This window comes from Polaribacter sp. (assembly GCF_036480315.1).
In the GTDB taxonomy this organism is placed as follows: domain Bacteria; phylum Bacteroidota; class Bacteroidia; order Flavobacteriales; family Flavobacteriaceae; genus Polaribacter.
Window position 1 is genome coordinate 40401 of record NZ_JAZGGG010000043.1, and the last position, 14803, is coordinate 55203.

A 14803-nucleotide genomic window follows, 5' to 3' on the forward strand; every position below is an offset into this window, starting at 1 on the left:
TATTTAATTTTAAACGAAAAATATGCAGGGATTAGCAACAAATTAATTAATAAGGTAATTGGTAAAAAAAGTAAACCAAAACCCATTGTTCCCCCACTTTCTTTCAAGTTAATAAATGTAAAAGGAATAAAATATAAGTTTACAATTATTATTATGCCAAGAGTTTTATTAATATTTCTCAAAATTAAACTCTAATTTTCCATAGACAACAAAACCATTCTTAATTCCATAAAAGTAAAAGACTTGTCTACTTTTTCCTTTAGTTCTGTTAAGTTTTTAAACTTTGCTTCTTCAATTGACTTAATTATTTTTTTATACTTTTTAATATCTATCAATTCTAAAATATCTACATCTCCAGAAGGAATATAACTTGCCAAATGACTTTCTATAGTACCAGAAGTTAAACTTCGTTCTTTGGCAATATTTTTTACTGAAAGACCTGATTTAAACAACTCAAAAGAAATTTGCTTGGTTGGTTTTTTGTCTTCTTTTTTTTGCTCGTTTAACTTATTTATTCCGTTTTCTTTACAATACGTATTTACTACTTCTAAAATTTGTTCGCCATATTTTGAAACCCTGGTTTTTCCCATACCTTTTATTTCCAACAATTCTGTTGAAGTTCTTGGAAGAATATCACACATTGCATATAATGTTTCTTGAGTAAATATCTGAAAAGCAGGTATACTTTCTGCAATTCTAATTTCGTCTCTTAATTCACGTAATTTTAATGCTAATAAAGGGTCTTTTCTAGTAGATAGTTTTTTCTTTTTAGCTGTTGGTGCTGTTTTTTGTAAAACAGCTTTTGCTCTTACTTCTAAATACTCTTGGACTTTAAAGCCGTTTGTCATTTTTTGAAGTGCAAATAATTTTTCTAATAACTTTTCCTGAAGGCTGTCAAACTGTTTAGAGAAGTCTTTTTTTATTGCTTTATTATCTGTAGAAAACTCTATAGCGTTTAATGGTTTTAGAATATTTTCTTTTGTTTGTGTTATAAAATAATCAATCGCTTTTGTAAAACGTTCTTGAGTTTGAGAGCTATTCTCAGGTAAAATATTGTCTTCTGCAATTTGTAAAAGTTGATTTTTAAATCCATTAGAAACTCTCATTAAAGCCACAACTCCATCATCTTTTATGGTTTGTAAATAATCAATTACATCACCTTTTATACTTGTTTTATTTTTATAAAAAATATCAATTAATCTAGAAATTGGATATAAAAAAGATTGATAATCTAACAATTCTGAAATTAAATTCAATTGAAATTGTTGTTCAGATTTGTTTAAAATATTCTCATCCGGGTGATTTTCTTCTACACTTTCATTAAAAACACTTACCGTTCTATCATTAATAATTGCGCTACTTGTAATTGGCGTTTTTAAAACCAAACCTTCTAAAGAAGTACACCTACTCATTGCCACATAAGTTTGTCCGTGTGCAAAAGATGCTTCTGCGTCTATAATTGCTTTTTCGAACGTTAAACCTTGACTTTTATGAATGGTAATTGCCCAAGCTAAACGCAGTGGAATTTGCTTAAATGATCCAATAATATCTTCTTTAATTTCTTTAGTTTCTTCGTTGATGGAGTAATTTACATTATCCCACATTTCTCTTTCTGTTATTATTTCTTCAATTTCATTTGGGCATTGAACTGTTACATTTTCTCTAGAAATGTCTGTAATAATTCCTATTTTTCCGTTATAATATTTTTTTTCTGGGGAAGAATCATTTTTGATAAACATTACTTGCGAACCAACTTTTAATTCTAGTTTTTCTGAATTCGGAAAAGCATTTTCATTGAATTTCCCCGAAACCTCTGCATCAAAAAAGTAGCTTTTATTTTTGAGTTTATTTAGCTCTGAATCATTAATTAAATTAGCTCTATTATTATGCGTAGTTAAGGTAATATAACCTTCATCTTTTGTTGGTGAAAAAGTAGGATTGTAACGTTCGTTTAATATTTCTGCTGATTCTTTAGATAATGTATCTGTTCTAATTTCATTCAGAATTTTGATAAAACGCTCGTTTTTCTGACGGTAAATATGTTTCAATTCTATAGAAACAACGTCTGCTTCTTGATATGCTTTAGAGCTAAAAAAATATACAGTTTCATAATGTTGTTGCAGTAAACTCCATTCGTTTGGTCTTACAACAGGTGCTAATTGTTGCAAATCGCCAATCATTAAGATTTGTGCGCCGCCAAATACTTTATTTCGGTTTTTATACCTGCGCATTACTTGGTCGATTCCATCCAATAAATCTGCACGAACCATAGAAATCTCATCGATAATTACTAAATCTAACGATTTTATAATATCAATCTTTGTTTTAGAAAATCTACGTTGTGGTTGACTACTCTGACTCTGATTTGGTAAAATAGGTCCAAAAGGCATTTGAAAGAAAGAATGAATCGTTACCCCTTTTGCATTAATTGCTGCAACACCTGTTGGTGCCACAATAACCATTCTTTTTAAAGATTCTTTTTTAATTTGATGTAAAAAAGTAGTTTTTCCTGTACCTGCTTTTCCTGTGATAAAAAGATTTCTATCTGTTTTTTCAATAAAATTTAAGGCAAGTTCTAACTCTTTGTTCTCTATCATATCAACAACTAATCTACTCATTTATTCTTGACGTAAAAATAGCTTATTTAGATAACAATATTCTGAAATTTAACTAGAACGCAATATCTTTTCCATTTTTCTTCCTTTTGCTAATTCATCAATCAACTTTTCCATTTGTCTGCATTGTTTATACAATTGAAATTCATCTTCAATTTCTTCAATTCTATAACCACAAACAACTCCTTTAATCATATTTGCATTAGAATGGATTTTCGCTTGCTCAAAAAACGTTCTAAAAGTTACTTTCTCTTCAATAAGTGATTGTAATTTTTTTTCGTCAAAACCCGTAAACCATTCTATTACTTGATGAAACTCTTCTTTTGTTCTACCATGCTTTTCTAATCTATTCCAGTAATGTGGATAAATAGATGCAAAAATCATATTTGCAACTTGTTGGTTTTTTTTAGTGGTAACTTTCATTTTATGAATGTATTAATGTAGCAATTTACAAAATTCTATGAAACAAAGAGTTGGCAAACAAGTTTAGCCCTGATTAAAACGACATCCTTTTTTTGTTTTTCTCAAAAAAAGATATAGTGGAAAGCAGGAAATAGCTTCAAAAAAAAATCCCAAGCAAAAGCTCAGGATTTTAATATTTATCTGGCAACATTGTTGCCTACATTTCTAATGCTTTTGTAGGATTGTTATCCATCAATAACTCCATTGGGTTTTCTAATGCTTCCTTTACTGCTACCAAGAAACCTACAGATTCTCTACCATCTACAATTCTGTGATCATAAGATAAAGCAACGTACATTATTGGCTGTATTACAACTTCACCATTTACTGCCATTGGTCTGCTTACAATGTTGTGCATTCCTAAAATCCCACTTTGTGGAGGATTTAAAATTGGTGTAGATAACATAGAACCAAATACACCACCATTGGTGATTGTAAACGTTCCACCAGTCATTTCATCAATTGTAATTTGTCCATCTCTAGCTCTTAAAGCCAAACGTTTAACTTCAGATTCTACACCTCTAAAAGATAAATTTTCAGCATTTCTAATTACTGGAACCATTAAACCTTTAGGGCCAGAAACAGCAATAGAAATATCTTGAAAATCATTTTTGATTTGGAAATCTCCATCAATCATAGAATTTACATCTGGGTATAATTTTAATGCTCTTACAACCGCTAAAGTAAAGAAAGACATAAAACCTAAACCTACTCCGTGTTTTGCTTTAAAGTCTTCTTTAAATTGTTTACGTAAATCGAAAATTGGTTGCATATTAACTTCGTTAAAAGTAGTTAACATTGCCGTTTCGCTTTTTACAGCTACCAAACGTTCTGCAACTTTTCTACGTAACATAGACATTTTCTTACGAGAAGTTCCTCTAGAACCGTTTGCAGGTTGCGTTCCCATAGAAGGTACAGCTTTTACTGCATCGTCTTTAGTTATTCTTCCATCTTTTCCAGTTCCTTTTACTGTAGATGCAGCAATACCTTTTTCAGATAATACTTTTTTAGCAGCAGGCGAAGCCGTTCCGGTTGCGTAAGTAGCTGCTTTTGGCACTTCCTTAACCTCAACTTTCTTTTCTTTTTTTGGCGCTTCTGTTTTTGCTGGCGCAGCACCTTCTGGTTTTGCAGCACTTGTATCAATTAAACATACAACAGCACCAACTTCAACAGCATCTCCTTCTTCAGCTTTTAAAGTGATAATTCCACTTTCCTCTGCAGGTAATTCTAAAGTAGCTTTATCAGAATCTACTTCTGCAATTGGTTGATCTTTTTCTACATAATCTCCATCTTCAACTAACCAAGTTGCAATTTCTACTTCTGTAATTGATTCTCCTGGTGAAGGAACTTTCATTTCTAAAACACTCATGGTTTCTTTTTTTACTTTTACCGAAATAATTTCGGTATTTAATTATTCTACTTTATATTTTTTTGGCGTTTTAACAGGCTTTCCACTTTATATTTTAATTGCTTAACCTTTCGACTGCGCTCAAGGTGACAATTAAAAGGATGTCGTTTCAATCCTTAACGCGCTTACTCATTATCATTAAAAACACTATCAATAACGGCTTTATGACGCGTCTGAAATCGTGTACTAGAACCTGCTGCTGGTACTGCGTAATATTTACGAGAACAAACATTTAATTTTACTAAATCTAAACGTTCTAACATAAAGCTCCAAGCTCCCATGTTTTTAGGTTCTTCTTGTGCCCAAACGTAATTTTCTACATTAGGGTATCTATCAATTACTTTCTGTAATTTTTCTAAATGTAAAGGAAATAGCTGCTCAATTCTTACCAAAGCAACATCTTCTCTTTCTAAATTTTCTCTTTCTTCCAATAAATCATAATAGAATTTACCCATACAGAAAACTAGTTTCTTAACGTTTTTAGGGTTTAAAGTATCATCTATAACTTCCTGAAATTCTCCTGTTGCTAAATCTTCTACAGTACTTACTACTTTTGGGTGACGTAATAAACTCTTAGGTGTAAATACAATTAAAGGTTTTCTATAATTACGTTTCATTTGTCTACGTAATAAATGATAGAAATTACCTGGAGTTGTACAATTAGCAACCGTCATATTATCTACAGCACAAAGCTGTAAATAACGTTCTATTCTTGCTGATGAATGTTCAGAACCTTGTCCTTCATATCCATGAGGTAATAAAACTACAATTCCGTTTTGCAACTTCCATTTATCTTCTGCTGCAGAAATGTATTGATCAAACATTATTTGAGCTCCGTTAGAAAAATCTCCAAACTGTGCTTCCCAAATAGTTAATGTATTAGGATTTGCCATGGCATAACCATAATCGAAACCTAAAACGCCGTATTCAGATAATAACGAATTATAAATAGTCATTTGACCTTTATTATTCTCATTAATATTTAATAAATTAATTCTTTCTTCTGTAACTTCATCACGTAAAATAGCATGTCTATGTGAAAAAGTACCTCTTTCCACATCTTGCCCAGAAATTCTTACATTAAACCCCTCTTCCATTAAAGAACCATAAGCTAAATTCTCTGCCATTCCCCAATCTAACTTATTGGTTTCAAATGCCATTTTAGCTCTTCCGTTTAGAATACGTTCTGCTTTTCTTAAAAACTTTACACCTTCTGGAACAGTAGAAACAACTTTTGCAATATTCTTTAATTTCTCAATGTCATATTTTGTATCATCAGCAAGTAACATTGCATCTAGACGCTGGCGTTCATATCCTTTCCAGGTAGATTGCATAAACTCTTTAACTTTCGATGTTTTTACTTTTTTTGCTTCATCAAATTCTATTTCAAGCATTTGCTTAAATTCAGAAGTAATTTCAGCTAAATAAGAATTCCCTATAGAACCTTCCTTAAGTAATTTTTCTGCATAAATATCTTTCGGATTTTGATGTTTAGAAATTGCTTTGTATAATTTTGGTTGTGTAAAACGAGGTTCATCACCTTCATTATGCCCATATTTTCTATACCCTAATAAATCTATAAAAACATCCGATTTAAATCGCATTCTAAATTCTAATGCCATTTCCATTGCATGACAAACCGCTTCGGTATCATCTGCATTTACATGCAAAACCGGCGATAAGGTAACTTTACCAACATCTGTACAATACGTACTAGAACGTGCATCTAAATAATTGGTGGTAAAACCTATTTGGTTATTTACAACAATGTGAATTGTACCTCCAGTTTTATAACCATTCAATTTTGCCATTTGAACAATCTCATAAACAATTCCTTGACCAGCAATTGCTGCATCTCCATGAATTACTATTGGTAGAATCTTACTAGAATCACCATTATATTTTCTATCTATCTTTGCTCTTGTAATTCCTTCTGCAACTGCTGCAACCGTTTCTAGGTGAGATGGATTAGGAACAAGATTCATTTTAATCTCATTACCGTCTCTATAGGTTTTACTTAACGTTAAACCTAAATGGTATTTTACATCTCCATCTATATTTTGGTCTTCAAAATCTTTTCCTTCAAATTCACTAAATAAATCTCTAACAGGTTTTTTGAAGATGTTTACTAAAGTATTTAAACGACCTCTATGTGCCATCCCTAAAACACATTCTTTTACGCCAAACTTTTCAGCTGCATTTCTTAAAACAACACTTATTCCAGGAATTAAAGCTTCACCACCTTCTAAAGAGAAACGTTTTTGCCCAACATATTTTGTTTGTAAAAAATTTTCAAAAGTAACTGCTTGATTCAGTTTTCCTAAAATATATTTTTTTGCTTCAGTAGTATAATTTGGATGATTATCGTTTTTATTAATACGATCTTGCCACCACTTTAATTTATCTGGATTACGCATATACATATATTCTACACCAATAGAATCACAGTAAATACTCTGTAAGTTTGCAATTATTGTAGAAAGCTTCGTTTTACCTAAACCAATAACTTCACCTGCAGAAAATTCTATATCTAAATCCTTTTTAGATAAACCAAAATTTTCAATATCTAAATTTGGTTCATACTGTCTTCTTTCTCTTACTGGGTTTGTTTCAGTAAATAAATGGCCACGTGTTCTGTAACCATTAATTAAGTCTACCACCAGAAACTCTTTTTTTACTTCTTGCGGAATTTCCATAGAAACTTCCTCTTCAGAAAAAGAATAATTCTCATTTGCTAAATCATATCCTTGAAAAAAGCTTCTCCAACTTGGTTCAACTGAGTCTGGGTTAATTAAGTATTGATCGTATAAATCGGCAATAAAGCCTGTATGTGCTGCGTTTAAGAACGAAAATTTGTCCATATAATAGTTTGTGCTTTTTAAATAAGCTTATTCTAAAAACAAAAATACGATTTTTGAAATAAAAGAGGAATTAAATTCCATTATAAAAGAGTGAAAAAAAAATATTTTTTTTCACTCTTTTATTTGCCAATACTATAAAAAGATATATATTTGCACTCGCTAATCACAAAAGTGATGCAAACTCCTCTTTAGCTCAGTTGGTTAGAGCATCTGACTGTTAATCAGAGGGTCCAAGGTTCGAGTCCTTGAAGAGGAGCAAAAAAGTCTTACCATTATTGGTAAGGCTTTTTTATTTTACAAAAACTACTATTCTAAATTACTTCAATATTAAGTTTCTCAATATGAGTGAAATACTCAAAAAAAATTAAATCTCAAAAAAAAAGACAGTAATTTTAAAATTACTGTCTTTTTTTTATTTTCTCAACAAAACAATCTAAAATAATTTGAATCTATTTCTTGTTTGCTAGTTTAATATATTTATCTAAAGCCATTGTCATAGAAGGTGTTTCTGGACTTGGTGCAGTAATATCACACTTTAAACCAGCTTCTGTAGCGGCTTTAACAGTAGAGTTACCAAATACAGCAATTCTTGTTTGGTTTTGTTTAAATTCAGGGAAGTTCTTAAATAATGATTCTATTCCAGAAGGACTAAAGAAAACAAGCACATCATAAAAAACATCTTCTAAATCAGACAAATCACTTACCACTGTTCTGTATAAGTCTAATCTTGTCCAAGTAACACCTAATTTGGTTAATTCATCTGGTATTAATGGTTTTAATTTATCTGAAGATGGTAATAAAAACTTTTCAGTTTTATGTTTCTTTATCAACTTTGTAAGTTCAGTAAAGGTTCTTGTACCAACATAAATCTTACGTTTTCTATAAACTACGTATTTTTGCAAGTAAAAAGCCACAGCTTCTGATTGACAAAAATATTTCATACTATCTGGCACTTTAAAACGCATTTCTTCAGCAATTCTGAAAAAATGATCTACAGCATTTCTACTTGTTAAGATAATAGCAGAAAAATCTTTTAAGTCCGTTTTACCGGCTCTTACTTCCTTTACAGAAATACCTTCCACATGAATAAATGATCTAAAATCGATCTTTACTTTTTGTTTATCAGACAAATCAAAATAAGGAGAAGTTTCTGTCTTTGGTGCTGGTTGTGAAACTAAAATCGTTTTCACTTTCATACGCTTTCTTTTTGTAGTTAAAACATCAATTTAAACAGTATAAATAGCGGTGCTATTTCAAAGGCGCAAAGGTACAAAATAAAATAAAATAACTTATTAAAAATCAGGTTTTTGTTACTTATTAGATGAAAAGAAAATCGCACTAAAAATAACAATATTGTAAAAACTGCTAAAAAAGTAATATTTAGTTTCGTGTATTGTACTAAAATTAGGCAAATGAACAAAAAAAACGATATATTATATAGGTACGTAGATTTAGATAATAAGAAAAATCGAATTTCCTTTTTTACTATAAAAACTAAAGAAAATAAATATTCTAAACTCCATTTTAATATAAAATAGGAAAATATAGAAAGAAAAGTTATCCAAAAAAGGTAAAAACTCTCTATTTTACCTTCAAAGAAATGAATTAAAAAAGAGTAACAAACTAAAGACAAAACGTTAATAGAAAATAGAAAAATTAAAAGCTGAAAAGCTTTTAAAAAACTAGTATTTTCTTCAGCTTCACTTTCTACAAAGTTTTTATTAATTAGCGCAGAAAAATATCCTTTTAATTTAATTGCATCTAATCCTTTTAGAAAAAAGATAGTCCCAAATTGAATTACCAGTAAAATGGTAATCCAGTCTGTATTCATAAATATTTTATCTAACGCTTCCACTTTTTTTGTTTTGGTAAGATTAACACAAAATTAGTAATTAAATAATGTATATTTGCCTTCTTACTACATGAAAATTTATTTATGTCAGACGCTTTAGTTATCATTCCTACTTATAACGAAAAAGAGAATATAGAAGCCATTATTCGAGCTACTTTTAATCAAAAAAAAGAATTCCATATTTTAATTGTTGATGATAATTCACCAGATGGAACTTCAGAAATTGTTACAAACCTTATAAATGAGTTTCCAAATCAGCTTTTTTTAGAAAAAAGATTGGGAAAAAACGGATTGGGGACCGCTTACATTCATGGTTTCAAATGGGCATTAGCTAAAAAGTACGAATATATTATTGAAATGGATGCAGATTTTTCTCATAATCCAAAAGATTTAGTTCGTTTATACGATGCTTGCCATAAAGACGGAGCAGATGTTTCTGTGGGTTCTAGGTATGTAAACAACCAAGTAAATGTTGTTAATTGGGACATTAAACGATTACTACTTTCATATTTTGCTTCTAAATATGTGCGTTTTATAACAAGAATTCCTCTTTTTGATACCACTGCAGGTTTTGTTTGCTGGAAAAGAAAAGTTTTAGAAACTATTGTTCTTGATAAAATAAAATTTGTGGGCTATGCTTTTCAAATTGAAATGAAATTTAAAGCTTGGAAACACAAATTCAACATAAAAGAAGTTTCTGTAGTTTTTACGGATAGAGATTTAGGAACTTCTAAAATGAGCGGAAATATAATTTCTGAAGCATTATTTGGAGTCATAAAAATGAGATTTAGTAAACTACCAAAATAGAAAAATGACTATAATCTCTACTAGAATTGCAAAAATTGAAGACTTAAAAATATTATTAGAATTTGAACAAGGAGTTATAGAAGCAGAAAGACCCTTAGATTCTTTTTTAGGCGAAGGAAATCTTACTTATTACAATATCCTTGAATTAATTTCTAATGATAACATTCATTTTATAGTTGCAGTTTTAAACAACGAATTGGTAGGTTCTGGTTATTTAAGAATAGAAAACTCTGCACATTATCATAAAAACCCTAAACATGGTTATATTGGTTTTATCTTTGTAAAACCATCTTTTAGAGGAAATAGAATTAGTAATTTAGTTTTAGATACTCTAAAAAATTGGGCAAAAGAGAAAAGTTTAAAAGAATTAAGATTAGATGTCTACAGTAATAATTCTGGGGCATTAAAATCTTACGAACGTTTTGGTTTTACCAAAAGTTTAGTTAACATGAGAATTGATATTTAAAAAGAAAATGGAAAAGTCAACTTTAATAAAAAACGCTACAATAGTAAATGAAAACAAAACTTTTAAAGGTGATGTTCTTATTGAAAATGAAATAATTTCAGCAATTTCATCAGACATAAAAGCAACAGAAAACGTTGAAGTTATAAATGCAGAAGGTAAATTTCTAATTCCTGGTTTTATAGATGATCAAGTTCATTTTAGAGAACCTGGTTTAACACATAAAGCAAATATTGCTACAGAAAGTAGAGCTGCAATTGCTGGCGGAATTACAACTTTTATTGAAATGCCAAATACGGTACCGCAAGCTACAACACAAGATTTATTAGAAGATAAATTTAAAATTGCTGCCAACGATTCTTACGCAAACTATTCTTTTATGTTTGGTGGAACAAATGATAATTTAGAAGAATTATTAAAAACAGATCCTAAAAAAGTAGCCGGAATTAAATTATTTTTAGGTTCTTCTACCGGAAATATGTTGGTTGATAATGAAGCCGTTTTAGAGAAAATTTTCTCTTCTACAAAAATGATTATTTCTGTTCATTGTGAAGACGAAACAACGATTAGAAAAAACACACAAGAATTTATAGACAAATACGGGGAAGATATTCCTGTAAAATACCATCCAATAATTAGAAGTGAAGAAGCATGTTATTTATCATCTTCTAAAGCAATTGAATTGGCGAAGAAAACTGGAGCAAGATTGCATATTTTTCATGTTTCAACAGCTAAAGAAACAGAACTTTTTAGAAATGATATTCCTTTAGAAGAAAAACAAATTACGGCAGAAGTTTGTATTCACCATTTATGGTTTTCAGACAAAGATTATGAAGAAAAAGGAACACATATTAAATGGAATCCAGCTGTAAAAACAGAAGAAGACAGATTAGGCTTATGGGAAGCATTGTTAGATGATAGAATAGATGTTTTAGCAACAGATCATGCACCTCATACTTTAGAGGAGAAAACAAATTCTTACTTAAAAGCACCAAGTGGTGGTCCATTAGTACAACATGCAGTAATTGCATTGTTAGAAAAAGTAAAAGAAGGCGTAATTCCTATTGAAAAAGCTGTTGAAAAAATGAGCCATAATCCTGCAAAATTATTTCAGATTGAAAAACGTGGTTTTATTAAAGAAGGCTATTTTGCAGATTTAGTATTAATTGACTCCAACAAACCGCAAACTGTTTCTAAAGATAATATCTTATATAAATGTGGTTGGTCTCCTTTTGAAGGAACTACTTTTTCATCAACCATAACACATACATTTGTAAATGGAAATTTAATTTATAACAATGGTGTTTTTAATGATGAGGTTAAAGGTAAAAGAATTACTTTCAATAGATAAGATGAAAAAACTACTTTACATATTTATTTTTACTTTTTTGGTTTCTTGTACAAGTAATACCATTTTTGAAAAACCCAAAAACTTGATTCCTAAAGACACCATGAGTCTTTTAATTCAAGATTTAATGATTGCTTCTACTGCAAAATATGTAAAAACCAAAAAGCTAGAAAAAAACATTAATTATATGCCTTTTGTCTATGATAAATTTAAAATTGATAGCACTAGGTTTTTTGAAAGCAACGCTTATTACGTTTCTAAAGTAGATATTTACGAAGCGATTCTTACAGAAGCAAAAAATAGTCTTGACAAAAGAAAAGAAAAAGTTACAAAATTAAAAAGCTATTTAGACTCTATAGGTAGAGATTCAATAAAAAAATCTAAAATTACTTTAAAGGCTTTAGATACTATAGAAGAACCTGAAGCTAATTAGAATATTTCTTACAAACTCTTTTTACAACGGTTTCTATTTCTTTGAATTCAAAATTTAATGCTTTTTCTATTTTTTCTGAAGAATATTTAGAAATTGAATGTGCAGATTTTGCAGAATATTTACTTAATAAAGGTTCTTTTCTGGTAAAAACAGCAATTAATGAAGAAACCCTCCAAAAAATTGAAGTCTGCCAAGGTTTTATTTTTTTTGAAGGACGTTTTTTTCCAAATGTATCAGCTATTAAAAAGAAAACTTCTTTGAATGATTTGTTTTCAGAAACTAAAATAAAACGTTCGTTTTTTATATTAGAACTCATTAATTGAATCATTACCTCAACAACATCTTTTACACCCACAAAACCTGTAATTCCTTCTGTGTAATATTTAAATCCGTTATAAATTTGATTGAATAGTTTCCCTGAACCAGATGCAAAAAAACCGCTTCCTAAAATTACACCAGGATTTACAATTACTACTTCAACTCCTTCTTGACTTGCTCGCCAAACTTCCATTTCTGCACCAAATTTAGTTATAGAATAACCACTATTGTCTTGTTCTTTATTCCACTCATCTTCTTCTGTAGTTAACTGCCCTTTTACAGTATCACCAACAGAAGCAATAGAACCTACAAAACAAAGCTTATCAACTTTAGCATCTATTGCAAGGTTTACAATTATTTCTGTTCCATGAATATTTACTTTTCGCATTTCTCTATATTCATTCGGATTAAAAGAAATATAAGCAGCACAATGATATACTTGTTTTACATCAACAAAAGCTGGAATCATTGCTGGAACATCAGTAATATCAGCTTGAAACCATTCAATTATATTGAATAAATTTTCATCCGAAGAATAAAAAGAGAAGACCTTTTTTACATTTTCTAAAGACGTTTTAGTTCTATAAATAGCTCTTATCGCATCATTTTTTAAACTTAAATGATACAATAAATGCGAACCAACCAAACCTGTGCCTCCAGTAACTAAAATCATAGAACGAATTTAGTATATTTTGCTTGATAAAGGTATATTTGCCAACTGATAAATTGAGAATAATGAAGAATTTTATTGAAGAATTACAATGGAGAGGAATGCTAAATGACAGCATGCCAGGAACTGAAGAACATTTAAGTGAAGAAATGAGAAGCGCCTATGTTGGCTTTGACCCAACTGCAGACTCTTTACACATTGGTAACTTGGTACCTATAATGTTATTAGCTCATTATCAGAGATGTGGCCATAGACCAATTGCTTTGGTTGGTGGCGCAACAGGTATGATTGGTGATCCATCCGGAAAATCTGCCGAACGTAATTTATTAGACGAAAAAACTTTACGTCACAATCAAGAATGTGTAAAAGCACAATTGGGTCATTTTTTAGATTTTGAATCTGATGAAAAAAATGCTGCAATTCTAGTAAATAATTACGATTGGATGAAAAATATTTCTTTCCTAGAATTTATTAGAGATGTTGGTAAACATATTACCGTAAACTATATGATGGCTAAAGATTCTGTAAAAAACAGAATTAGTTCAGAGTCTAAAGACGGAATGTCTTTTACTGAATTTACCTACCAAATGGTTCAAGGATATGATTTTCTTCATTTATATAGAGAAAATGCTACCACAATTCAAATGGGTGGTTCAGATCAATGGGGAAATATTACAACCGGAACAGAATTAATTAGAAGAATTGGTAGTGGAAAAGGATATGCAATTACCTGCCCATTAATTACAAAATCTGATGGATCAAAATTCGGTAAGTCTGAAGGAGGGAATGTTTGGTTAGATGCAAAAAGAACTTCTGCTTATAAATTTTACCAATATTGGTTAAATACTTCTGATGACGATGCAGAAAAATATATAAAAATATTTACATTTTTAGATCAAGAAACTATTGCTGCTTTAATTACGGAACATAAAGAAGCACCACATGTACGTGTTTTACAAAAACGTTTAGGTGAAGAAGTTACAGTTTTAGTTCATGGAAAAAATGAGTATGAAAAAGCGATTGCTGCTTCTAATATTTTATTCGGAAAATCTACTTCTAACGATTTAAAATCTTTAGATGAACAAACATTTTTAGATGTGTTTGATGGTGTACCACAAGCAACAGTTTCTATTGCAGATGTAGAAGAAGGTTTAGATATGATTGGTGCTTTAGCAGCTAAAACTAATTTTTTAAACTCAAATGGAGACGCAAGAAGAGCTTTAAAAGAAAATGCGATTTCTGTAAATAAAGAAAAAGTAAAAGAAGATTTTACAATTTCTAAAAAAGATTTAATTGCTAATAAATATGTGTTATTACAACGTGGTAAAAAAACGTATTATTTATTGGTAGTGGAATAATCTATTTAATAAAAAATATAATCAACAAAAAAAGAGCTGAATGAATTCAGCTCTTTTTTATTAAATTTCAAAATTATATAGAATTTAACCCGTTGTGCATTTAAATAATACTAATTTTTAAGTTGTTAATATTTCTATCAAAAGTAAACTTATTAATGAATTGAATAATTGTTAATGAGGTTAATTTTGAGAGTATTCTAGTCTTAAA

Annotated in this window: 12 protein-coding genes, 1 tRNA gene and 1 pseudogene; 6 read left to right on the forward strand and 8 right to left on the reverse strand. The window is 29.8% G+C overall.

Translation table 11 applies throughout. The annotated features are described in order from the left end of the window. Positions 1–191 precede the first annotated feature (191 nt). From V3V28_RS08935 to V3V28_RS08950, 4 genes are all read right to left on the reverse strand, one after another. A complete protein-coding gene (locus V3V28_RS08935) occupies positions 192–2597 on the reverse strand; it encodes a helix-turn-helix domain-containing protein (protein ID WP_331364691.1) in 2406 nt (801 codons plus the stop codon). A 69-nt stretch (positions 2598–2666) separates the two neighbouring features. After that, positions 2667–3038, reverse strand: a complete 372-nt coding sequence (locus tag V3V28_RS08940) for a DUF2200 domain-containing protein (protein ID WP_331364681.1) — start codon at positions 3036–3038, stop codon at positions 2667–2669. A 196-nt stretch (positions 3039–3234) separates the two neighbouring features. Next, complete coding sequence (odhB, locus tag V3V28_RS08945; protein ID WP_331364682.1) at positions 3235–4446, reverse strand: 2-oxoglutarate dehydrogenase complex dihydrolipoyllysine-residue succinyltransferase; 1212 nt, start codon at positions 4444–4446, stop codon at positions 3235–3237. Between the two features lie 164 nt (positions 4447–4610). Next, positions 4611–7346, reverse strand: a complete 2736-nt coding sequence (locus V3V28_RS08950; protein WP_331364683.1) for a 2-oxoglutarate dehydrogenase E1 component — start codon at positions 7344–7346, stop codon at positions 4611–4613. A 182-nt stretch (positions 7347–7528) separates the two neighbouring features. Between V3V28_RS08950 and V3V28_RS08955 the strand changes: the two genes are divergently transcribed. Next, a tRNA-Asn gene (locus V3V28_RS08955) sits at positions 7529–7602 on the forward strand. 193 nt (positions 7603–7795) lie between these two features. Here the strand turns inward: V3V28_RS08955 and V3V28_RS08960 are convergent. Next, entirely contained in the window at positions 7796–8542 is a 747-nt protein-coding gene (locus V3V28_RS08960) for a uroporphyrinogen-III synthase (protein WP_331364684.1), read from the reverse strand. A 17-nt stretch (positions 8543–8559) separates the two neighbouring features. Beyond that, complete coding sequence (locus V3V28_RS14685) at positions 8560–9177, reverse strand: DUF4271 domain-containing protein (protein WP_442957528.1); 618 nt, start codon at positions 9175–9177, stop codon at positions 8560–8562. 105 nt (positions 9178–9282) lie between these two features. Between V3V28_RS14685 and V3V28_RS08965 the strand changes: the two genes are divergently transcribed. From V3V28_RS08965 to V3V28_RS08980, 4 genes are read left to right on the forward strand one after another with little or no spacing between them, the layout of a single operon-like run. Beyond that, the gene (locus V3V28_RS08965) at positions 9283–10005 is read left to right on the forward strand and encodes a polyprenol monophosphomannose synthase (RefSeq protein WP_331364685.1); all 723 of its coding nucleotides are present in this window, start codon (positions 9283–9285) and stop codon (positions 10003–10005) included. 4 nt (positions 10006–10009) lie between these two features. After that, positions 10010–10471 (forward strand): GNAT family N-acetyltransferase, encoded by a 462-nt coding sequence (locus tag V3V28_RS08970; RefSeq protein ID WP_331364686.1) that lies wholly within the window; start codon positions 10010–10012, stop codon positions 10469–10471. A gap of 7 nt (positions 10472–10478) precedes the next feature. After that, entirely contained in the window at positions 10479–11819 is a 1341-nt protein-coding gene (locus tag V3V28_RS08975) for a dihydroorotase (protein WP_331364687.1), read from the forward strand. Between the two features lies 1 nt (position 11820). Next, positions 11821–12249: a DUF4296 domain-containing protein gene (locus V3V28_RS08980; protein WP_331364688.1), complete on the forward strand. Its 429-nt coding sequence runs from the start codon at positions 11821–11823 to the stop codon at positions 12247–12249. On the opposite strand, the gene V3V28_RS08985 is transcribed toward V3V28_RS08980, so the two are convergent. After that, a complete protein-coding gene (locus V3V28_RS08985) occupies positions 12242–13240 on the reverse strand; it encodes an NAD-dependent epimerase/dehydratase family protein (protein ID WP_331364689.1) in 999 nt (332 codons plus the stop codon). The genes V3V28_RS08980 and V3V28_RS08985 overlap by 8 nt on opposite strands. Positions 13241–13302: 62 nt before the next feature. Between V3V28_RS08985 and tyrS the strand changes: the two genes are divergently transcribed. Next, the gene (gene tyrS, locus V3V28_RS08990) at positions 13303–14595 is read left to right on the forward strand and encodes a tyrosine--tRNA ligase (protein ID WP_331364690.1); all 1293 of its coding nucleotides are present in this window, start codon (positions 13303–13305) and stop codon (positions 14593–14595) included. A 100-nt stretch (positions 14596–14695) separates the two neighbouring features. Here tyrS and V3V28_RS08995 read toward each other — a convergent pair. Beyond that, positions 14696–14803 (reverse strand): annotated as a pseudogene (locus tag V3V28_RS08995) (IS982 family transposase); the annotation flags it as partial.